We start from the raw sequence: 21590 nt of genomic DNA, 5'->3' as shown, positions 1-21590 counted from the left end.
GTTTAATAACGGTAAAGAGAGTATGCTTTAATCAATGCAATAGGCGTTTTTAATTCATGTGTAATATCACCCATAACTCTTTTTAAATTTTCATTTCTGTGAGTTAAATCGTGATGGGCTTGGCATAGTTTATTACTCATTACATTTATACTCTCAGCCAGATCTTGAATTTCATCATTGTTTTTTATATTAGTTTGTTTAAAATCTAAGCTTAAAATATCTTTTGTAACTGTACTCAGTTGCTTTAAAGGATCAGTAATCTTTTTAGATTGTATCCATACTAATACGATTACTATAACAATAGTAATACTGAATATCAAAACATTAAAATTATTAAGTGTATTTATCATTTCATCAGAGTGAGCCATAGAAACCCCTACCACAATAAACATATCTTTTTTTGAGAGTAAATTAGCAAAGAATTGGGCCTTTAATTTTCCTTGATCATATAATTCACCAGCTTTTTCACCTTTTTCTACTTGTTTTAATTTTTCTATTCCAATCCAAAAACGATTTAATGTAACTCGTTTCTTTGAAAGTTCCTCACTTAAAGACCTACTCAAATCTTCTGGTTTATTTGTTATAGGTGTATACACAATAGATAGATTATACTTTTGTTCCATATTTTGAATGTTATTTATAAATTGTTCTTTTGATTGATTTTGTATTTGTGTCGTCACAATATTAACTTTTCCCCTTATTTTATATAAGTAATATTTAGGTAAAAAATAGTTTGTCAATAATAATGACAGTGTAAAAATAAGAAAAATTATAATTGATATATTTATAAATAATTTTTGAGCAAGTTTACTCATAAATTTCCTCCACATTAGATCCTATACCTTGATATATTTTTATCATTTGATTACTTATATAGAAATTGAGTTGAAAAAGAACAATATTTCAATATCATGGCGGAACAAGTTTATCACTCCATTCAAAGCGGATACGAAGTATAGTAGAATACTAGACAACGAAGCATTAGCTGACATCGAATTCATACATATGATAAAAAAGGACAAACTCTCCAAGGGGAGAAGTCTGTCCAAAATCATAAAGAGTTTATCCACCGCGTGTTTGGACTTAAAGCATAAAATACGATTTCGTTAAGAATCTACTTTCATCAACGTTCTTCTTCATCTATTTACACCATAATACATTAGTTTTGATTAGTTATAATATTTTAGTCTAGATCTGTTAATGAATTAAGATCCGTACTTTTCCCATCTATTTTTATTTGTACTTTTTGTTTTGGATTCGCTGTTACTACCCAAGCATTCGGTAAAAATCGATCCTCATGAGATAAAGTAGACGGTGAATTTCTAACTTCTCCCCCTAAATATAGGGTAGCAGAAGACCCTCCATCCATAGCCATTGCATTTATAGCTCCTTTTTCATACAAAATATTTTGACATTCCTTCAACGTAGCTCCTATACTATGTGTCTGTCGACCGTCTATGACTAGAAACATAATGGATCCATCTTTTTTCTGGGCCATTATACTACGCGGTCCAGAACCCCATCCTCCGTCACCTTCTGTTATCATTTTTTCCCCATTTACAATTAACTGTGGCATAAATCCTGCTGCAGAAACAACTTGTTTATCCAGTAGTTGCTGTGGGGAGTAATTTCCAGTTATCATTTCACCAAATTTTGTTAATCCAGCAATGATTGCAGGCGAATTCTTATCATGATTTGTATCAATGATTTTTCCATCTTCTATTACAATTCCAGTTGCAACACTTCCTCCGCCTCTTCCTGTTTCATCAGAAAATCCACTCGCATTCACGGCAACAAGTGCATCATTCCGTTTTGCCATTACACTAATTTTTTCGCCCTTTTCTTTTCCCTGTGTACCTTGATGGGTAACAAGTTTGACATTAAAAGGATTACTAATAGTAACTAATTTCCCCTCAAAATGAAAGCGACTGGTTTTGTTACTTTTAATGGTTTCTACATCAATTTTTAAGGGTTGGTTTTTTAATTCTTTTAATCTTTTTTCTGCTATTCTTTTATAGATTCCATTATTACTATTTTCCCATTTAGGATTATTAATAATTTCTCTCAATTTATCTAACTCTTTTTGAGATAAGAAGGTATACTTTACGTATTGTGGGTGTTGAGAAGTCAGTATACTCTCAGCAACGGTTATACGAAGCCCTTGACCATATTCGGTACCGAATAATATACCTATACCAATAAGAATGAAAATACAAATAAGGATTAAAAACCTTTTTAAGAATTTTCTTAGATGTTTCACAGTTTTATCCTCCTCGATCAATTGATTACATGAAGGAATTAGACTATACATTCTAACTCAAGTTCATCAGTTAGGTTGACACGTTTCACTTATTAAATTAACTAACTGATGTATCCCTTCGTTATTTTCCCTTTTGAAGTTATTCATATTTTGAATGTACGTTTCTTTATTGTTATATAATTTTTTTATCGTATGAATAAACGTATCATGTTTTGTGTCTTCTTGAAGTAATACTTCAGCGTACCCTGAACGTTCAAAATATTTTGCATTTATTATTTGATCTCCTCTACTTGAACCACTAGTAAGTGGAATGAGAATCATTGGCTTTTTCAAAGTCAACAGTTCGGAAATAGCGGTCGAGCCCGCTCTTGAAACTACTATGCTAGCTAGATGGAGTATATCAGGTAATTCCTCTCCTATATATTCGAATTGTTTGTATCCTTCTATCTCAATAGATAAATCCACTTTCCCTTTTCCACACATATGAACAATATTAAATTCCATCAATAATTTATCCAAACTTTTTCTTATCATATCATTAATCCACTGTGCGCCTTGACTTCCGCCCATTATTAGTAATATAGGTTTATTTAGTTGGAATCCACAAAAGGCTTTTCCACGTAATCTATTACCCCTTAGAATTTCTTCTCTTACAATTGGACCAATATAAGTCGTTTTTTTGGAGTTTAAATTCTTCCCTGTGTCAGGGAAAGTTGTACAAAATTTCGTTGCAAAAGGAAGGGCTATTTTATTAGCAAGTCCTAAAGTACTATCTGGTTCACGTATAATAATAGGTATCTTATTCAATCGTGCCCCTATAACTACAGGAACAGATACAAACCCGCCCGCTGAAAACACAATATCTGGTTTCATTTTTTTAATTAATCTATAACTCTGTAAACATCCCTTTATAATTTTGAAAGGATCTTTTATATTATTCCAATCCCAATACCGCCTAAGTTTCCCTGTTGAAATACTATGATACGGTACATTTGTAACTAACGATTTTTCTATTCCGTTGTGAGACCCAATATATTGAATATCCCATTCCTTTTTAATAAATTCAGGGATTAGTGCCATATTAACCATGACATGTCCAGCGGTACCTCCCCCAGTGAATAGTATTCTTTTACGCATAAATGATTCCACCTTTATTATTTAGTAACATACTTAGCGCTATATTAATTGAGATTGAAATTTCTTCCCTTGACCATTTCTATCATCTCAATAGTCCTCAAACTAGACTATTAAACATCTGTTGTTTTCAAGAAGTTATAAAGAATGCTTTTGTGTGCCTTTAGCATCGCTTCTGGCAAATTATCAATCTTATAAAAATGTAAATTTAAAGATTCATCATCTGATATTTGCAAATTCCCTCTAAACTTTTTAGAACTATACACAATGGTAGTCGCATAAAATTCATCTTGATTTTCCAATTTTCTAAAATATGACTCCCCAGAAAATACATTAAATAGTGTAAGATCCTCTACTAACAACCCTGTTTCTTCATACACTTCTCTTTTAGCAGTATTTTCAATCGATTCTCCTAGTTCCATTAACCCTCCGGGAATCCCCCATGCTCCTTTTGGTTCCTTTCTTTTTTGTAATAAGATGCGACTTTCTTTATCAATTAAAATGACAACAGCTCCAACTAAAATCAAAGGGCGATGTCCTACAATTTTTCTAAGCTCTGTTACATAGTCCATGTTTTATTTGCTCCTAATGAATGCGGCAAAAGCAATTGAAAATTATTTTTCTCTTTTACTATTTATTGAAGTTCCTAATTGATTAAACTTTTTATATAGTTTGATAAACCTTTAATTCATACCCTTTATTTAGCAAAAGATCCTCTACAATTTCATAATAGTCATTTCCATATTCGCTTGATTCAAACTTAGTAAATATCTGTATGACAAATTTATTTTTCCCTACTATACCCGGGATTTTTTGATACATTTCTTTACTCTCAACAAAAGTTACGCATTCTTTTATTTTTTTAGCAAAAGCGATGCGTGTTTTTCCTGATCACTCCAATTTAATTCATCAAGAATATTTATATTTATGGTATCGTTACCTTTCATATTTATAGAGAATATATCTATCTTATTTTTAGGATAAAGTGCCATTTTATACTTCTCCTTTATGTTTTTCTTTTTCTCATGTATCCCCATACATCTTGCAATGAATTTATGAATTGAATTTGAGGATTCCAGTCATGTTTTTTTATATCATGTAAAACTAAATCCGATTGATCTTTACTCTTCACACTATTTGTTTCTCGTATCCGAAAATCTAGGTTCGTTATTTCTTTATACATCTTTAGTACGTCTAATAATGAACGTTTTATACCTGATCCTATATCATATTTTCTTCCTTGCTCGCCTTCACACAGCAATATATGATAAGCAACAACTGCATCACGAACATCTAAATAATCCCTTGTATTTTGGAGGTTATTAATCTCAATGATTGGCTCACATTTTCCCATTTCAATATCTACTAGTTTCTTTCCAATCAGAGAGCATATCCCTGTAGATTCACCTGGCCCAATTAGATTAGAGGGTTTTGCTATAACGATATTTGAGCCCATTAATTCTCCCCATGCATCGGCAATCATGGCTTGCATTGTTTTACTTAAACTATATGGATGTGGAGGTATTGTACTTTTTGTTAAATCATGCTGTAGCGCCGATCCTAAAATAAGTGTCTTACAATTTGGAACTTCTTGTCTTAGTGACTCTAATAAATAAGAAGTTCCCATTATATTGATTTCGAGACTATCAAGAGGATTCTTCCATGATTCTAAAACAGAATTCTGTCCTGCTAGATGTAATACGTAATCAGGTTTTATTCTCTTAATTAAGTTCATCACTTCCGTTTTATTTGTCAAATTACATACAACACTATTGGGAATCTTAATTGTATCAGGGTGAGTTTGGAACATGGGAATTACGTTTATACCCAGCTTTGAAAAATATTGATACGCGTGCCGTCCTGTGAAACCATTTACACCAGTAATCAAAAGACATGCATCTTTTTTCATGATACGAAACCACCCCTTTTTAACATTTGCTTTACTTCACTTTTTGGCAGTAGCTCGTGTTGAGAACTATAATTTGATAGTGTAACAGGTGGACAATCTGAATAGTATTCTTGAAGACCGTCTATTTGAATAGTAGGCAATACTACAAAATAATCCTCATCAAAACATACACTTGTCTTACTTTCAACCCCAGAAAGAAGTAGTTCACTTAGTTTTTCGCCTGGACGAATACCTAATTCTTTTATTTGTACATTGTTTTTTTGAGAATCCTCGATTAAAATCTCTGCTAAATCTGTAATTTTACAAGCTGGCATTTTCATCACAAAAATTTCACCACCTTTTCCTTCATGTGTTGCTTTAAATAACAATTCAACTGAATCTTCAATTGTTAAGAAAAATCTAGTCATATCAAAATCCATAATACCTATCTTTGAATGTTCCTTAATTTGATTTTTAAAAATAGGCACTACACTTCCATTTGACCCGAGAACATTTCCACCTCGGACACAAATAAACTTTGTTTTACTCGATTGTACATTTGCATGGATCATTAGTTTCTCTCCAATTGCTTTTGTCATCCCATATGTATTAGATGGGTCAGCAGCTTTATCAGTTGAAACATATATTACTTTTTCTACATTACTTTGAATGGATGCTTCAATTACATTTTGCGTACCATTTATATTCGTTTTAATTGCCTCATAAGGTTGGTATTCACATACAGGAACATGTTTTAAAGCAGCAAGATGGAACACATAATGAACACCTTTACAAGCAGAAACTAGTTCATCTTTATCACGAATATCTCCAATGATAAATTTCAAATTATCATGATTAGCAAATTTTTGTTGCATCTCAAATTGAACCGTTTCATTTCGTGAAAAAACTCGTATTTCTTTCGGTGATTTTCTTAATAATTGTTTAATAAGTTCTTGGCCCCAAGAACCTGTACCACCAGTAATCAAAATTGTTTTATTATACATTTATTTTTCCTCCTAATAAATAACCGTAATAAGAAATTTATATATCTTGCGATTACTTAAATCATAATAATAGTTTGTTACATTTAAGTGACATTTTTTTATAAAGGAAAACTCTCACTCTCGAATCAAAATTTTACGAGATAAAATAATATCAACTTGCTTTACCCTGTGTACAGAAAATTGTATGTTTCTGTACATGATAATATTGGACAAAAAATCTTGAGATTTCTCCTCTTTTTGTGTTCAAAAATCTTATAAACTTATGTATGTTCAGATAAATATGCAGAATTAAGTTATTGAACAAAAAGGAGAGGAAAAAATGAAAGTTGGATATGTTCGCGTATCTACAATTGATCAAAATTTAGACTTACAAATTGATACTTTGAAATCTTATGGATGCGATAAGATATTTCAAGTTAAATTAAGTGGAGTTAAAGATAAAAGACCAGGTTTAGAGGAAGCGCTTCAATTTGTACGCCCTGGTGATTGTTTAGTAGTTTGGCGATTGGATCGCTTAGGTCGTACCATGCGCCACATTATTCAGATTGTTAATGAATTGAATGAACGAGGGATTAGTTTTTATAGTTTTCATGAAAATATTGCAATGAATCGTTCAAGTGCTACTGGTCAACTTATGTTTCATTTATTTGCTTCTTTTGCGGAATTCGAACGCAACTTAATTCGTGAACGAACTGAAGCTGGTAGAGTTGCTGCACGAGCAAGAGGGCGATTTGGTGATAGACCAGAGAAACTAAAAGAAAAGGAAATCGATATGATACAAACCCTTGTTGCCAATAAAACCCCTATTAAAGATGTAGCTCAAATGTTAGGGGTTTCTCGTACAACAGTTTATCGATATTTAAATAAATAGGGGGAATAATATGGTAACAAGGGAGCTTCTTACTTCATCACAAAGGGCGTATTATTATGAAATTCCTGAATACATGGATCAACGAGAGCTATTGCGTTATTACACAATATCTGATGAAGAATTTAAGATTATATATAAACAGCGTGGAGCCGCTAATAGATTAGGATTTGCCATCAATAATCGATGTTCTACCAGTATACAGGTCCCACACATCATCGCCTTTTCCAGCATTAGTAACGTCATGTTGGAGCATTTGTCTTGCAATGACAATTTCGCCACCCTTTATGCTATCTGACAAACTTCCACAAATTCCTGTCATATATATTTCATCAGGATGAAACTCTGATATAAGTAATTGTGTACAACTAGAACAGTTTGTTTTTCCAACACCACTTATAACAGATATAATCTCTAAATTGTTAATACTATGATAATGGAATTCCCACGCGGCAATTTTACGAACTTTTCTACTCGGGTATTCTTCGTGTAAATAATTCAGTTCAGGTTGCCAAGCTGCAATTATTCCAATTCTTTTCATTTTTATCCTCCACTCTCCTAAATCATACCAAAAAAGTCTTGTTTTGATATATAATTTAATCGGAATGTTAAAATAATTTAAGTCATCGATATATTAAATGCAAAAGGTAGGTAATTATATGATTCGTGAAGCTGAACCAAAGGACAGTAATGTAATAGAAAATCTATATAAAAAATTAGCACCATATAGCAAAAACATTAAGGTTTTACCAGAAAGAATTGAGCAGATTAGGAATGATTCTAATAATTTCTTGTTTGTCTATGAGGAAAGTGGTAACGTCAAAGGAAGTATATTTATTACGTTTTGCCTTGATCTTGGATATCAATTTAGACCGTATACTGTTCTAGAGTATGTGATTGTAAATGAAGATTTTCGAGGTAATGGGATAGGTGAAAAGTTATTGAAACATGTAGAATAGATATCAATTGCAAGGGGGGCCACAAGAATTATCTTATTAAGTAGTGCAACTAGAATAAAAGCACATAAATTCTTCACTAAAAATGGATATAATGGAACTATAAGTAAGGGTTTCAAGAAGTATATACCAATTAATTAAATTTTATATATAGGTGTTTTTTCTTAGAGTGTTTAGAAAGAATAACGTTTTTTTGTACTTAGGGGGTAGTGAACATTCTTAAGTTGATGGGCATGTGTGGTGACCCCACATCCATCAACTTAAGGTATATTTTTATACAAAATGTGGTCTTTCCATATAGTTTTTTATTATCTTTTATAGATTTTATAAAAGTGGGCATATCAAATAAACCCTGACGGGATTCAATTTTTTTACTATGCTACCTGATGAGTAGAAGTGGTATACTCATATACAACACCCAAAATATCAAAGACTGTTTTTTTCTCATATCGATGAGATTTTCGTCCGTTGTGCTGTAGGAAGTTAAACAGACGAAGGAGAACCTTTGATAATTCTTGGGTGTTTTTGTGTAATGCTTGGTAAAAAAGTAAAAAATAATCCTTAATTATGTACATCGCTTTATATTCACTTAGCTCTTTCTGTTTCTTACGCAACAGGAGTTCTCGCATTTTAAACATAGTAGAAGAACATAATAGAATACTAATGAGTTGTCCATAAAGGTGACATTCTAATCGTTCTTGTTTAATAGATTTACAACGATGAATTTGAAACCAAGATTTCCATATTTTAAATAACAGCTCAATTTGCCAACGCAGTGAATATAGATCATAAATTTTCTCTTTTGGTACCCATTCCGTAGGAATGTTTGTCATATATACCGTAATACCTTGTAAAAGTTTTGTAAGCTCTGTATATGTAATTCCTTTTTTCTTTTCGCGAATAGCTCGCTCACGTAGGCGTTTCTGTTTTTGCTCCTCGGTACATCTATAAACCACAATACGAGTAGGCAGTTTGTCTTTACTCCCTACATATACATCATGTAATTCATACACTTGGCCAGGTTGTAATTGTTTCATGATGTCTTCCAAATGAATTTGTATATATACCGGTCTCAATTGAGCGGGTTTTGTTTTACATACGACTGTTTCGAATTCTTTTCTATATATTTTAGTTGGTAACTTAAGACGTGATAAATAATATCCTTGCTTATCTTGAATAGACTTAAAGTCTTGTAGACGAAAATATCCTAAGTCACGGATATATAGTTCATTCTTTTGTGCCATGCCTGTTCGAGTCGCACTATATACCTGATCACTTCGTTTTCCTGGTTCAATTTCCACATCAGAAAATTTCCCACTCAACAAGTCATACTCTAGTTGAATTTTCACACCAGCTGTATGACTACATCCTCCGGCACCAGGATAAGTAGTTGCGAATCGATCTGGAACTTGGAAGGTTGTAGAATCAAGGACGAGAATCCGTTCAAAATAAGAAGAAAGAGAATGAGAAATCTTAGATACTCCTCCAATTTCAGCTTGTAAAAGTGTAGTAAATACAGTGCGAAAGAAGGCTGCTGAAGCCGAATTAAATCGTCGATTAAGTCCCTCTGGACTTAATAAAATTCCTGTTGAAGTTTCTAATTGACTACAAAGTTGAGTAAGAGAGGTAGTAGCGATTTGTTGATTTAACCATACACACAAAGATAAGAAATGGTGCCCGTGGCACTTGCGTTTTCGTTTCATCCCGCCTGCTTCTATAGCTAATTGATTAAGTATAGCGGGAGACATATATCGATATAGCTCTTCGGCAAATAAAGATAACTCTTGTTTTTGGTGCATATTCATAAAAAGCGCGTCACCCTTTCTCATTAACATAAGAAAATAGTAACGTGCTTTTAACTTCAAAAATAGTCTAAATCCTTAAGTTGATGGATGTGTGTGGTGACCCCCATATAGGGTTCCTTTTTAGCATTGTACTTATTGTATATTTTTATATTCCCCAGAATGTCCCTTCGTACCTTTAATTGCTCCATTATGAATACCTGCATCTAATGTATTTTTTGAGTCGTTCAACTGCTCTACGACGATTAGAATTTCCTATGGTTGTATACAGATAGATAGTTTCCATTGTATGGTGTCCCATTTGATTGACTAATGAAACAGTCACTTCTATATTGAGTAGCGTTAAAACCCATGCATATAATAGAAAGAAAAACTTCCCCACAGGTGAAGTCTGCCCAAAATGAACTAACGGTACTTTTGTGACTTTCTACCATATTAATATACAGAGAGGTCTACAAAATATTCAGAGTTAATTTTTTTGTAGACCCTTTTTTAAAATTAGGGACTCTTAATTTTACTAACTATAAACACTTCTATAAAAAATCACGATACCATTTATGCTATAATTTATAATTTTCATTTAACATCTTTGTTTGAATAGGGTTACCCTCTTTATCATATTCCGTGAATGTTGCTCTATAATACGGATTAGCTCCATCAAAAATAAATTTAGCAGGAGACTCTATATATAAAGTGTTATCGTTTTTTATACGGTTCCCTTTACCAATTAATTGGTAGAAATCAACTGGTTTTTCATTATTAAATTTGTCAATTTCAGCCATTGCTTTTTTGATATTAGATAAATTAATCGTTCTATAATTTGGATAAATAAATTTTTGCACAAGCTCTTTATCATTAAAAGTTACGTTTAAATCTCCCTTTAAATCATGCGTTCCAGAATACACCATTTTTCTTAAATCATGTTTTATTATTGCTTTATGTCCTGGTGGTAATGTAACTTCTTGAGATGGTACAGTAAACTTATCCGAAATGGTACTTATTTCGGTTGAAGTAGATGATAAATTATACATAACACTGGTTTCAAAATCTAATCCCGCTAAAGCAACTATCCCTTTAGCAGTAACTTTAAATCCTAATTGTAATCCATTTGTTACTGCAGTGGATATTGACTTTGTATAGTCTCTTTGAAAACTATCCGTTTTCATTTTTTGAGTTGAACCTGTATAATTTTTCAATTCTGAAACACCATTATATATAGTATCACCCATTTTAGATGTGTAGTCTATATTTGTTACATCCATGTCCCTTAATGCTTCTATTTTTAGGCCCATTTGTTTTGCTATGTTGTCATACCCATTTGAACTAGAAATATTATCTTTAAACCATGATATAAATCTATTTGTCTGATGATTGTTATTTTGATCTTTAAATATCCAAAATCTAGCTAAAAACCATCCATCTATTATTTGTGCTTGCATATCAATTGGTTTACTAGTACGTTTTGACTCCATATCCCTTTTTTTCATTCTATTCTGTACGGTATCAATATAGGATTCGGCATATGGAGCTATTACTCGCTGGTCTACATTTAGATTTGATACCCTAGATTCTTCTGCAAAAACCGACGCACTGGGAGTAGTAATTGTAGAAATCATTAATACTGATAAAGTGCACATTACTACTTTAGATGACTTAAAGTTCATTATTATCCCTCCATTATTATATATTGGTTACGCTTTCATTAATATTTAACCACGAAATAAACCTTGGAATAACCTCATTTTTTCTTTTAAAAACGAAAAAAATGATACTAGCAATTACCGCTCTACTATGATGCAATTGTATTGAAGAGAATTGAGATATTCTACACTACTTTAAATTCGAAATACTATTTTTATTAAGATAAAAATGGACTTGTCCAAAATGGAATGGTCGTCATGGTAGGGGTATAAACGCAAATATCTCCTTACCAGCTAACAGGCCGTAAGGAGGTTCAGTGGCGGGTAGTTCACTATTATTTAGGGGATAACTCATTCAGCATTTCCTTTATATTACTATTCCAATATCGATCAAAAGGAGTCCTTAACTTTTGTTTCGTCAGCCAATTCTTGTTACATACTCCTTTTAACTCTTCAACTGTTAAATTTTCTTTTTCTTCTACTGTCCACTTTAAAGCTTCAATCGCTTTTTTCTCTGTCCAAAATTTATTAGGTGTTGATCGTAACTCCCATTCTTTAAAACAATTAGGATATAATTCATTTAACATTGCATAGGGGCTACTTTTCCAAAATCTCATTACTGGCGTCCTCAGTCCTTGTTGACACAGCCACTTGAAGCTAAATAGTTTTTTTATTTCTTCGCTATCCAATTTTTCTTTATCCTCTATTGTCCATTTTAGAGCCATTAATGCTTTTTCTTTTGTCCAGAAATGATGCCTGGTATTCTTCAACTGCCATTCTTTAAAACGATTAGGGTATAAATTATTTAACATTGCATAGGGATGATTGCTCCAATAAATTTGACAAGGTGAAGATAAATTATTTTTTCTTATCCAAGTTAAATTATATACTTCTAGTATTTGATTATCAGTTAATTTTTCTTTTACTTCAATTGTCCATTTTAAGGCATCTAAAGATTTTTCAATTGTCCAAAATTTATTAGGTGTTGACTTAAACTCCCACTCTTTAAAACGATTAGGATATAATGTGTTTAGCATTAAGTAGGGGCTGCCATTAAAAAACAAACTACAAGGAGTTTCAAGTTTATTTTTTAATAGCCATTGATACCCATATGTTCTAATTATTTGTTCACTAGTTAACGTTTCTTTTTCCTCTATTGTCCATTCTAAAGCTTCTAATCCTTTTTCCTCAGTCCAAAAATTCATTGGCGTTGACTTGAATTCCCACTCTTTAAATTTATTGGGATATACCTGGTTTAACATTGCGTATGGGCTGCCATTAAATACTAGACTAAGGACCCCCGCAAGTTTATTATCTATAATAAGCTTCTGGTTCCAACCTTTTTTTAAATCTTCTGCATTCCAATTCAACACCTCTTCAATTAAATATCTCGTTACTCTCTCGGCTGCTTCTTTATCTTGATCTTCGCTCCATGTACCCGCAGGAAATCGAGTTCTTTTTCCCTCTAATATTTCCTGATAGATCTCTTCTATACTAAATTTCCTCATAATAACCTCCGTCCTAGTTATAAAAACCAAAACTCATATCAATTTAATAAATACTTTTTCCATTAAACATATTGATGAAATATGTTTCTCATTTTTCTGTATATCTTTATAATTTTATAAAGATATACAGAACAGTCTAATAACTAATTTTCTATAAAAATGAGGCTATTCCAAAAGGGTACGCTCCTCCAAAATGTAAAAATGAAAAGGACTGTCAAAAGTATTAACTTATAAACTATAATCCTATTATTAATTTCCCTCATCATTCTCGTTATTGCACCAGTAATAATACAAATACCCCACATACAAATGCTGTATTTTATTTTCCAACTAGGAATTGATATTATCCGCACTTTTGGAGATCCCTTATCTTATTGAATTTTATAGAAGTATTATTATAAGCAATTTCAAACAACAATTGTTCATGACTAAAAATTAATCTCTAAAAAATTTTTGTAGCGAAAAGGGGTTTCATAAATTTGGTGGCGCGATGAAAACAGAATGTCCGTTAGGAATTAGATCTACTCTAATATTTTTGAGAAATTGATTGACTACCAAAGTATATATTTTCACTTCACGCAAAGCATACGCTTAATAAACAATGAATAGTTTAAGTGAAATCTGCCTGAATTATATCAAGCCACTGTGGATAAACCCTATTAAAAATCATTATTAACTCTGGATCGAATTGTGTATTGGCTCCTTCATTTATACGCCTATAGGCTTCTCGTGGAGATAATGTTGGTTGATATTCTCTGTAAGAAGTCATGGCATCAAAAGAGTCTGCGATAGTTATAATTCTGGCTGTAAGTGGAATTTCTTCTCCCTTTAAACCATCTGGATAGCCTGTTCCATCCCACTTTTCATGATGAGAACGAATTGTTTCTTCATGCCACTGCGTTAAAGATATACTCCGTGCTACTTGCAGACCTAAAAGAGGATGCAGTTTCATTATATTAAATTCATCTTTTGTGAGTCTATTAGACTTGTTTAAAATCTTATCAGGTATGGCCATTTTACCTATGTCATGCAGTAAACACGAAGAATGAAATTTTTTTAATTCCTCTTTACTAAACTTATTAGTTGCTTTCGCAAGAATTGTAGCATATTTAGCAACTCTCTGACTGTGCCCCTTTGTATATGTGTCCATTAGTTCTAAAATTTTAAAAATCAATTGATTTTTTTCTTTCATTATTGTCATCCTTACTTTAAATTTTCAGCAAATCTTTAAAATGAAAAAACTCTTGCTTACATTTCTTATATATCTATGAATACAGAAGATGAATTTTCGATTTACATTATTATCGTTCTCAACTCACTCTTTTAAATACGTATAAAACTTATGTCGTGCTCCTCTTAGTCGACGGAGGTTGTATCGCTGTTATTTATCCTCATTTCAATAAATCTTATAAATAACGTAATTCTCACAGGAAACTTGTTTCTTATTTACATCAGCAGGAAAGAGGATAATAGATAAAACAGGTATAGACAAGTGCTGGGTACTCTCTCTCCTTTTTATTAATTTAAAAGAAAATATGCTATCTATACACTTTTGTCATGAGGTTATTCTATACTCTGTGGGAAAGAGAATTTAAATCGACAAATACGCTCTGTTAAAATTCGGGCATAAAAGGTAGAGAGAGAGAACACAATCACTTGCCCTTTAAAGCAATATTAATACAAATTGCATACAATTTGTATTAATATTTGTGTCTAATTTGTGACAAAATAACTATTAGACTCACATACCAGTAACGCGAATACTCTTTATAACACCTAAATCATTGAAGGGAAATTATTGATTACAATAGAAAACAACTTATATATTTCAGATGAAATTGTATACATTACGCATTAACTGAACACATGTATTCGAAAGTGTTAAAAGATATCAAACATACGAAGAAAACTTACGCCTGTGGAATTTTTCTTTATTAAAGACTCTTTCTCTTTCTAAACAAATTATTTTATGATTTTCTTTAGAAGTTATTAAAACCTTAAATTCGGATAGTTTTTTGTTGCTGTTCTTTTCTCATTTCTTAAAAAGACTTTAGAAAATCCTGTTGCAAAGCTTTTCAGCATCAATACAGGCATGGCGATTTTAACGAATTTACCGAAAGAATTCTCCTTCCTCAAGCGTGTGAAGGGCGTAGCCCAACGGTAGGTGAGAGATGCATTTCGGTTCGGCATACCCAAAAACTTTTGATAAACTAGCTATATGAAGTTCTTTGATAACTTGATATATGAGGTTGCTGGAAGAAAATAGAGTGCGAAAACCAAGCCATTCGGTTCCTGCGTAAAATATCAACCGTACCAAGAGAGCATCCAAGCGTTGGACATCTAGGGGTGGAACACCCCGAAGTAACGCTCAGGGAGACGAAAGATAACTTTCGTCGTGGAACTTGAAAAGCTCCCACTTCAAGCTTTGCTAAGTGGCGAGTAGTTCACTCTAATTGGACTTAAATCGTGGAAGATTGTTCATTTTCTTGAAGAAACGTAAAAAAGCATCTGCTAGATGCTTCGATGTGGATTGAAGGGAAATAAAATCTACTTCTTTTAACCATATCGTATCCTTCTGTTTATTAATTAAGGGAGTTTGGTAGAACAAGAGTGATAGGTTATTCCTTTCCCTATTTCTTTGTAAGTATTGTTCCACATAGTAAGGAAGCGATTGAACACAAATCGACTACAACCAATCGTTTTCACAATTAAGATTTCTTGTCTTTTATTCGGGTAAATACGAAATGTATATGCTTTATTTATTAATATAGATTGCACTTCACTTTCTAGCATTCTTCTTAATAGTAAACAAAAAAGTAGGCTTACGCCTACCGACATTCATCTCCCACCTAAAATGGTGTTTCACACCTTCACATTTTAGGTGGGAGATGAATGTCGGAAAATGATAAAAATCAGTTTACAACAAATAAAACAACTTATAGAATATATTTATTTTTCATAAGAGATTTATTATATGTTCCTTTACAATTCTTTCAAATGTATATGTTGCTTGTTCGTATTCTACGCCTTGAAGATGACAAATAAAACGTTCTAACAAACTGTTTAATTCATTTAAATATGTTTGATTTAAAGAATTTAGCAAAAGTTTCTCTTTAGTTTCTTTTATTATTTGTATCATACTATTATTTTCGCTTGGCATTACTAACATCTCGTAAATTTCCCATAATGTAACGTGATACTTCATTTCATCTTGATGTTCTAATGTGTCATAAAGGGTTTTCAAATGTTTATTTAGTAGAATTGAATCAAAACTTCCGTTTTTTTTTCGAACCTTTTCAATTGTATGTTTCACGAACACTAAGCAAATTTCTAAAACTTCAATGATTTTTTTTATTGGGGTTCCTGTATGTGCTACAGTTATTCCACAATGACTTTGATGATTTAAAATTCCTTCTGATGTTAAACGAGAAAGTGCATTACGAATTGGGGTTCTGCTCATATTTAAATCTTTAGATAGTCTAGACTCCGTTAGACGAAGTCCTTCTCGATATTCACCAGAAAGGATTTGATTTTTTATCTTTATATAAGCTAGATGTTCTAATGTAGTTTTCATATATATTCCTTCCCTTAGTAGGTTATTTTCAACTCAGTGTATACAATATTATAATTTTATCATACAAAACTTACATTTTAAAACCATTTTTCTTTGTCTTAACGGTATATATACGAAAATATTATAAGTATGTACACTGCTACTCCTACAATGAAACACTTTAAATATGACTTATCAAAATATTCTCTCATTTGAGATTTACTTAATTACAAATACATTACAAGTGCAATTTGTATACTTTTTAAAAAAACTATTACCATTTATCCTCCCTCGAGCGTGTGAAACACGATAGCCAAAAACTTTTGATAAACTAGCTATATGAGGTTGCTGGAAGAAAATAGAGTGCAAAACCAAACCATTCGGTTCCTGCGCAAAATATATCCTGATAAGTTAACTATTGATTAGTATGTATAAAAGGATTCATATAGATACTATCTAAGTAATTTGCTCGTTAAAGCTGAAAATATTTGGTTGGTATGTCATTTTTATATTTTATATAACGTTTTTACGCATGATAATATAGGAAGGATTTTTCAAAAATTAGATATACATTGTCTCTTCAAAGGAAGCATCTAATTATTACAGATTTTACGATACGGAAACACCCATATCGGGCTTTAGTCCACCTTTAGGCATGGGATGAAAGGATCGTTTTTTCATAGAAAAACAGTGGTTATACTTGAATTAAGGACAAGTACAAGTCTTTAAAACGCCTATTTGTTCCTTGAAAACAAGATATCATATGGAGTTCGATAGCCGAATTCACGCTATCGGTAAAATGATATGTGTCGTCAAGAACAAGACGCTAAAACATAGGAACACGCAACGATCTGTACGGTATGGTTGCTCACGAGCCTATAACGGTCTGTCGTGAGAGTGGTGATGGCACACCGCAATCTTGCACGTCAGCGATACCAGAAATGGACTTCGCCTTTGGTAGCAAGAATCCCACTGACGTTAGTCAGCTTGCCCCTTTAAGGGTGGGAGTGTCAAATTCCACTTCAATTATGTTTCTTTTATAGATGACTTTCATTTCATCGTATCTGATGAGCGTACACTTGATTCATAATCTCTCCATATGGTTTAAAATCCAATCCATAAAAAATACAATCTACTTGCGATGTATTCTCAACCAAGATGGTATGGTAACCGCTTTTGGGAATGAGTAACATTTTTTCCTCTAAAGAGCGAATCCCACTTATATTCGTAGTAAATGTATCTCCACTAGTTTGCGAAGAATTCGGATAAAAGTTCCCATCCTTCGGTGTAGTATAGGTTACACTGGAATCGAACGTTGCACCTGCTTTTTGAAACCCTAACGAATTCGAGTTCGATATTCGTTGCGTCTCCACACCAAAATTTAGTGTTAAAGTCAGCCTAGCTATGTTATTTCCTCCTAAATATGCAGCTGGAAAACAAACTAAATTATCTTGTTCTGTATACATACTATACAACATTTTCCCACCAGGTTTTAAAGATACTGCCATTCCTTTATCAATTAGCATGTCATCACTAGTTGGATGCATATTTTGATGAATAATAGAATGATCATCTACATACAGAAACAGCACACCATCCATCCGTTCTCTAATTAATAACGAACTATTAGATACTTTCGTTGGATATAAACAGGTCCCATTTATTAAAAAACCCCCGATTTTTGCAGCTAAAAACTTATATCCCTTCCCATTGAAATGAGCTGTATTAGAATACAAACTACTTGGAATATTTAAAAGTTCTTTCCCTAAATCTAAACATGGTATACCATATTCATTTGCCAGCTGAATCAAGGAACCGCGAAAAACATCTGTTGTCATATCTTGAATTTCCTTGATTTTTGTAGGTAACAACATGATACAGGCTGTATTCCAACTTAACTCTCTCTCAATTACTTGTCGATAAGCCCCTAAAAATGCTTTTAACCCTCCATAGGCTGCATCATTCATTCCTAACATCAATAACGATATATCCGCTTGATTATTTGTTGTCCAAGCTTTTACCGCTCCCTCAGCGGTCATACCTGGTTTACTGATTTTATGAATCGTCACAAGGCCAGGATATACTCTATCCATAATTGTCTGTAAAAATTCCGGATACGTTGTAGATGCACGTGTGCTATTTGGATCTGGTTGATCTGGATCCGGTGGACGTTTATCTGGACTCGTTAAATCTAACCCATACGTAATGGAATCTCCTTTACAATTCATCTTAACAGACTGTTTCCTCTGCAATTTTTGAAAAAACAGACTAAGTAGTAACGTTTGTTTCTGACGCATTTCACTTTGAGATTCATATCCTAATATTCTTCCTATTCTTTTATTCATATCATTTTTACTCATTCTCCTATACCTCTCTTATTTTCATTTTCCCCTCAATTTCATTTGCTACACTTTGTAATAACCAGGACGGAATCCGTTTGTCCCACCCAATACGAGCGCAATTGGCTGTAATACTGTTAAAAATGTGATAACTTAATCCTCCTGTAGCCATAAAGAAAAATACATTTGGAAGATGGAAAGCAATATCGAACAAGTGAGCTAATAAAGGCAATAAAAAAGCACCACTGTTTGTGCGATGCCTTCAATGACTATTATTCCAACATCACGTTTTTCACGAATCACTTTGATAATGTCAATAATCCAATTTGTACAACTTACTACCAGAATGATAAGGAATATAATAGACAGTATTTTCCCCCATCCCACCACTCTCCTTTTCACATAATAAATAGAGCAACCATTCCGTTGCTCTTCCATAAGCAATAACCGCCGTAACGATCAGAGGAACTCACTATACGTCTTGGTATATGAAATAATGCTCGCGCACGACAAAAAAACCTGTTCTCCAATTAAGAAAACATGACTCCTTATCAAATTAAGAATAGATAACAGAAATAAGCACTCAGAAATTCAATAATCATTTGGTGTTTCCGCACCTTTCAACGTACAGTTGAATACGACATTTTATCTATTAATTTACCTTGCTGTACGCTCAAAGGAAGGGAACAACCTTCTTATGTATTGGATTGAAGAATCGCTATCGCTATATGAATAAAACCTATTATATCGATAATAACATTTCACGGATGCGTCCCTAACTCTAACAACCCTTAGTTTTCTCCCAACCATCTAAGGATGTGGTCCTACAATGAATGCATGTTAATATTAGATGGCTAGAAGAAAATCAGGTTAGTTGGTAAATAACACTTCCCTTAGACTGGGTGTTTTCTACACCTTTCAACGTACAGCAGATTATAGATGTGAGCACTAAGATTGCTTTTTTGATGTCAGATTTGTTCCACTGTACGCTCAAAGGAAGGGAAACCTTCCCTAGTCAGCGTATAATATTTAATTGTAATGAAAACAATACTTCTTTTATATATTCTCATACTCTCAACTTCTATAACAGTTCAAAAAGTTCCGCTTCCAACAACAAAAATGAACATATCAACACGCTTTTGATACTAAAAAGAAGAACTATTCACACAAATCTATTTCAACTACGCTTTTAATTTTCATTTAATAACGAAAAAACACGCTTTCTTTCCGAGGAACTCACTATACGTCTTAGTATATGGAATAGTTCGTACACAAAAAGCTCTATTGTTCTGACCCTTAAGAACAATAGAGCTTTTTTATAGTGCGATATATACAAGAAATGACACCAATATTTCTCTGATGTTTTCCGCACCTTTCAACGTACAGCAGATTATAGATGTGAGCACTAAGATTGCTTTTTTGATGTCAGATTTGTTCCACTGTACGCTCAAAGGAAAGGAAAATCATTCCTATATCACACGTTATTTATCCCTTTGTTTCCAAACACCATACCTTTTATGGTATATATGTTTTCTGTTCATGAAATCAGTTGTATTACCAGGAATATGAAACTTCTTACTCTTCTTCTCTCTTTTCTTTTTCTGTTTTTCTTCTTTCGCAGCTTGCAGATCCGCTTTCCATTGCTTTAACAATTCTTTTTTATTTCGCATCGTAGACTTCACCTCGTTTTGCCAAATAAAAAATAACAGTCATTAGAACAATTAGAGGAACTCACTATACGTCTTGGTATATGAGATAGTTCGTACACAAAAAGTTCTATTGTTTTGACCCTTAAGAACAAACAGAGCCTTTTAATGGTGCAATATATAAAAAATGACACTGATATTTCCCTGTTGTTTTTCCGCACCTTTCAACGTACAGCAGAATACGACATTTTTATCTATTTATTTACCTTGCTGTACGCTCAAAGGAAGGGAAACCTTCCCTAGTCAGCGTATATTATTTAATTGTCATGAGAACAATACTTCTTTTATAGAATCTCATACTCCCAACTTCTATAACAGTTCAAAAAGTTCCGCTTCCAACAACAAAAATGAACATATCAACACACTTTTGATAATAAAAAGAAGAACTATTCACATAAATCTATTTCAACTACGCTTTTAATTTTCATTTACTATCGAAAAATACACTTTCTTTCCGAGGAACTCTTCCCCCCTCTAGCCTCCCCGTCACCGAGTAACGTTTATTTCCCTGGCATGTACCTATTAAGGACTGTAAACTATTCTAACATGTTGGTAGATACGGGTTTACAATTCTTATATATTTTTAACATCCGATTTATATGGATACTAATTTAATAATTCGCGGGCAATTTTCCTTTTAAGCAAATCTGAAATAACACGCTTTATCCCTTGATGCTCCACCTTCCGCCGAATTCATACTTAAATGTCTATTTATAATTTCATAATAAGAACTAACGCTGTTTTTTCGTTAGATACAGAAAAAACAGTGTTAGCTTTTATTGAATTATGCAATGTTCTCTTTGAAGCTTTTAAGGCACAAAAATTTATGCATAAGGAGAAAATATATAAAGTATATAGCGTATTATCAACCATAATTGGAGTATTAACTTTACTTCTATCAGCTTTAATATTCTTTATTCCAACCATACTAC

16 protein-coding genes and 5 pseudogenes are annotated in these 21590 nt (G+C 32.6%); 3 read left to right on the top strand and 18 right to left on the bottom strand.

The genetic code is table 11. From position 1 onward, the window contains the following. Positions 1-2: 2 nt before the first annotated feature. The 8 genes from QCI75_RS29400 to QCI75_RS29365 all read right to left on the bottom strand — a co-directional run bounded on the left by QCI75_RS29400 (position 3) and on the right by QCI75_RS29365 (position 6286). Positions 3-815: a HAMP domain-containing protein gene (locus QCI75_RS29400; protein WP_353762057.1), complete on the bottom strand. Its 813-nt coding sequence runs from the start codon at positions 813-815 to the stop codon at positions 3-5. A 368-nt stretch (positions 816-1183) separates the two neighbouring features. Next, positions 1184-2260, bottom strand: a complete 1077-nt coding sequence (locus QCI75_RS29395; protein ID WP_353762056.1) for a phosphodiester glycosidase family protein — start codon at positions 2258-2260, stop codon at positions 1184-1186. Positions 2261-2326: 66 nt separating this feature from the next. Further along, complete coding sequence (locus QCI75_RS29390) at positions 2327-3397, bottom strand: undecaprenyldiphospho-muramoylpentapeptide beta-N-acetylglucosaminyltransferase (protein WP_353762055.1); 1071 nt, start codon at positions 3395-3397, stop codon at positions 2327-2329. Between the two features lie 110 nt (positions 3398-3507). Then, positions 3508-3966, bottom strand: coding sequence for an NUDIX hydrolase (locus QCI75_RS29385; RefSeq protein WP_353762054.1), 459 nt, complete (start codon positions 3964-3966; stop codon positions 3508-3510). A gap of 91 nt (positions 3967-4057) precedes the next feature. Then, a complete protein-coding gene (locus tag QCI75_RS29380; RefSeq protein ID WP_353762053.1) occupies positions 4058-4216 on the bottom strand; it encodes a hypothetical protein in 159 nt (52 codons plus the stop codon). Positions 4217-4248: 32 nt separating this feature from the next. Then, positions 4249-4386: a DUF6572 domain-containing protein gene (locus QCI75_RS29375; protein WP_353762051.1), complete on the bottom strand. Its 138-nt coding sequence runs from the start codon at positions 4384-4386 to the stop codon at positions 4249-4251. Positions 4387-4400: 14 nt separating this feature from the next. Next, positions 4401-5303, bottom strand: coding sequence for an NAD-dependent epimerase/dehydratase family protein (locus tag QCI75_RS29370; RefSeq protein WP_353762050.1), 903 nt, complete (start codon positions 5301-5303; stop codon positions 4401-4403). Continuing rightward, positions 5300-6286 carry a UDP-N-acetylglucosamine 4,6-dehydratase family protein gene (locus tag QCI75_RS29365; RefSeq protein ID WP_353762048.1) on the bottom strand — a complete coding sequence of 329 codons (987 nt, stop codon included), beginning with the start codon at positions 6284-6286 and terminating at the stop codon, positions 5300-5302. Before QCI75_RS29365 ends, QCI75_RS29370 begins: the two co-directional genes overlap by 4 nt. A 319-nt stretch (positions 6287-6605) precedes the next feature. Between QCI75_RS29365 and QCI75_RS29360 the strand changes: the two genes are divergently transcribed. Next, the gene (locus QCI75_RS29360) at positions 6606-7157 is read left to right on the top strand and encodes a recombinase family protein (RefSeq protein WP_353762047.1); all 552 of its coding nucleotides are present in this window, start codon (positions 6606-6608) and stop codon (positions 7155-7157) included. 10 nt (positions 7158-7167) lie between these two features. Then, positions 7168-7332 (top strand): annotated as a pseudogene (locus tag QCI75_RS29355) (DUF4158 domain-containing protein); the annotation flags it as partial. Here QCI75_RS29355 and QCI75_RS29350 read toward each other — a convergent pair. Then, positions 7330-7695 (bottom strand): annotated as a pseudogene (locus QCI75_RS29350) (phosphorylase family protein); the annotation flags it as partial. The pseudogenes QCI75_RS29355 and QCI75_RS29350 overlap by 3 nt on opposite strands. A 118-nt stretch (positions 7696-7813) precedes the next feature. Between QCI75_RS29350 and QCI75_RS29345 the strand changes: the two are divergent. After that, a pseudogene (locus QCI75_RS29345) lies at positions 7814-8251 on the top strand (GNAT family N-acetyltransferase). Positions 8252-8484: 233 nt separating this feature from the next. Here the strand turns inward: QCI75_RS29345 and QCI75_RS29340 are convergent. From QCI75_RS29340 to QCI75_RS29300, 9 genes and pseudogenes are all read right to left on the bottom strand, one after another. After that, on the bottom strand, positions 8485-9915 hold the full coding sequence (locus QCI75_RS29340; RefSeq protein WP_353762046.1) for an IS4 family transposase: 1431 nt from the start codon (positions 9913-9915) through the stop codon (positions 8485-8487). A 557-nt stretch (positions 9916-10472) separates the two neighbouring features. Next, the gene (locus tag QCI75_RS29335) at positions 10473-11576 is read right to left on the bottom strand and encodes an ETX/MTX2 family pore-forming toxin (RefSeq protein ID WP_353762045.1); all 1104 of its coding nucleotides are present in this window, start codon (positions 11574-11576) and stop codon (positions 10473-10475) included. Between the two features lie 311 nt (positions 11577-11887). Beyond that, a complete protein-coding gene (locus QCI75_RS29330; protein WP_353762044.1) occupies positions 11888-13060 on the bottom strand; it encodes a DUF4046 domain-containing protein in 1173 nt (390 codons plus the stop codon). 610 nt (positions 13061-13670) lie between these two features. Further along, on the bottom strand, positions 13671-14252 hold the full coding sequence (locus tag QCI75_RS29325; RefSeq protein ID WP_353762043.1) for an HD-GYP domain-containing protein: 582 nt from the start codon (positions 14250-14252) through the stop codon (positions 13671-13673). A 1263-nt stretch (positions 14253-15515) separates the two neighbouring features. Then, positions 15516-15829: pseudogene (locus QCI75_RS29320) on the bottom strand (helix-turn-helix domain-containing protein); the annotation flags it as partial. Positions 15830-16016: 187 nt separating this feature from the next. Beyond that, positions 16017-16634, bottom strand: a complete 618-nt coding sequence (locus QCI75_RS29315; RefSeq protein WP_353762042.1) for a GntR family transcriptional regulator — start codon at positions 16632-16634, stop codon at positions 16017-16019. A 1034-nt stretch (positions 16635-17668) separates the two neighbouring features. Then, complete coding sequence (locus tag QCI75_RS29310) at positions 17669-18973, bottom strand: SGNH/GDSL hydrolase family protein (protein WP_353762041.1); 1305 nt, start codon at positions 18971-18973, stop codon at positions 17669-17671. Between the two features lie 4 nt (positions 18974-18977). After that, a pseudogene (locus tag QCI75_RS29305) lies at positions 18978-19219 on the bottom strand (phage holin family protein); the annotation flags it as partial. A gap of 1214 nt (positions 19220-20433) precedes the next feature. Further along, positions 20434-20622: a hypothetical protein gene (locus QCI75_RS29300; RefSeq protein WP_353762040.1), complete on the bottom strand. Its 189-nt coding sequence runs from the start codon at positions 20620-20622 to the stop codon at positions 20434-20436. Positions 20623-21590: the final 968 nt, after the last annotated feature.

Origin of the sequence: Bacillus cereus group sp. RP43 (assembly GCF_040459645.1) — a bacterium.
Taxonomy (GTDB): Bacteria; Bacillota; Bacilli; order Bacillales; family Bacillaceae_G; genus Bacillus_A; species Bacillus_A mycoides_C.
This window is presented reverse-complemented; position numbering and strand designations above follow the sequence as displayed.

Bases quoted from the DNA above. Each gene is read 5' to 3' on its own strand.
- QCI75_RS29400 (WP_353762057.1), bottom strand. From the start codon at position 815: ATGAGTAAACTTGCTCAAAAATTATTTATAAATATATCAATTATAATT.
- QCI75_RS29390 (WP_353762055.1), bottom strand. From the start codon at position 3,397: ATGCGTAAAAGAATACTATTCACTGGGGGAGGTACCGCTGGACATGTC.
- QCI75_RS29385 (WP_353762054.1), bottom strand. From the start codon at position 3,966: ATGGACTATGTAACAGAGCTTAGAAAAATTGTAGGACATCGCCCTTTG.
- QCI75_RS29380 (WP_353762053.1), bottom strand. From the start codon at position 4,216: ATGTATCAAAAAATCCCGGGTATAGTAGGGAAAAATAAATTTGTCATA.
- QCI75_RS29375 (WP_353762051.1), bottom strand. From the start codon at position 4,386: ATGGCACTTTATCCTAAAAATAAGATAGATATATTCTCTATAAATATG.
- QCI75_RS29370 (WP_353762050.1), bottom strand. From the start codon at position 5,303: ATGAAAAAAGATGCATGTCTTTTGATTACTGGTGTAAATGGTTTCACA.
- QCI75_RS29365 (WP_353762048.1), bottom strand. From the start codon at position 6,286: ATGTATAATAAAACAATTTTGATTACTGGTGGTACAGGTTCTTGGGGC.
- QCI75_RS29360 (WP_353762047.1), top strand. From the start codon at position 6,606: ATGAAAGTTGGATATGTTCGCGTATCTACAATTGATCAAAATTTAGAC.
- QCI75_RS29340 (WP_353762046.1), bottom strand. From the start codon at position 9,915: ATGAATATGCACCAAAAACAAGAGTTATCTTTATTTGCCGAAGAGCTA.
- QCI75_RS29335 (WP_353762045.1), bottom strand. From the start codon at position 11,576: ATGAACTTTAAGTCATCTAAAGTAGTAATGTGCACTTTATCAGTATTA.
- QCI75_RS29330 (WP_353762044.1), bottom strand. From the start codon at position 13,060: ATGAGGAAATTTAGTATAGAAGAGATCTATCAGGAAATATTAGAGGGA.
- QCI75_RS29325 (WP_353762043.1), bottom strand. From the start codon at position 14,252: ATGAAAGAAAAAAATCAATTGATTTTTAAAATTTTAGAACTAATGGAC.
- QCI75_RS29315 (WP_353762042.1), bottom strand. From the start codon at position 16,634: ATGAAAACTACATTAGAACATCTAGCTTATATAAAGATAAAAAATCAA.
- QCI75_RS29310 (WP_353762041.1), bottom strand. From the start codon at position 18,973: ATGAGTAAAAATGATATGAATAAAAGAATAGGAAGAATATTAGGATAT.
- QCI75_RS29300 (WP_353762040.1), bottom strand. From the start codon at position 20,622: ATGCGAAATAAAAAAGAATTGTTAAAGCAATGGAAAGCGGATCTGCAA.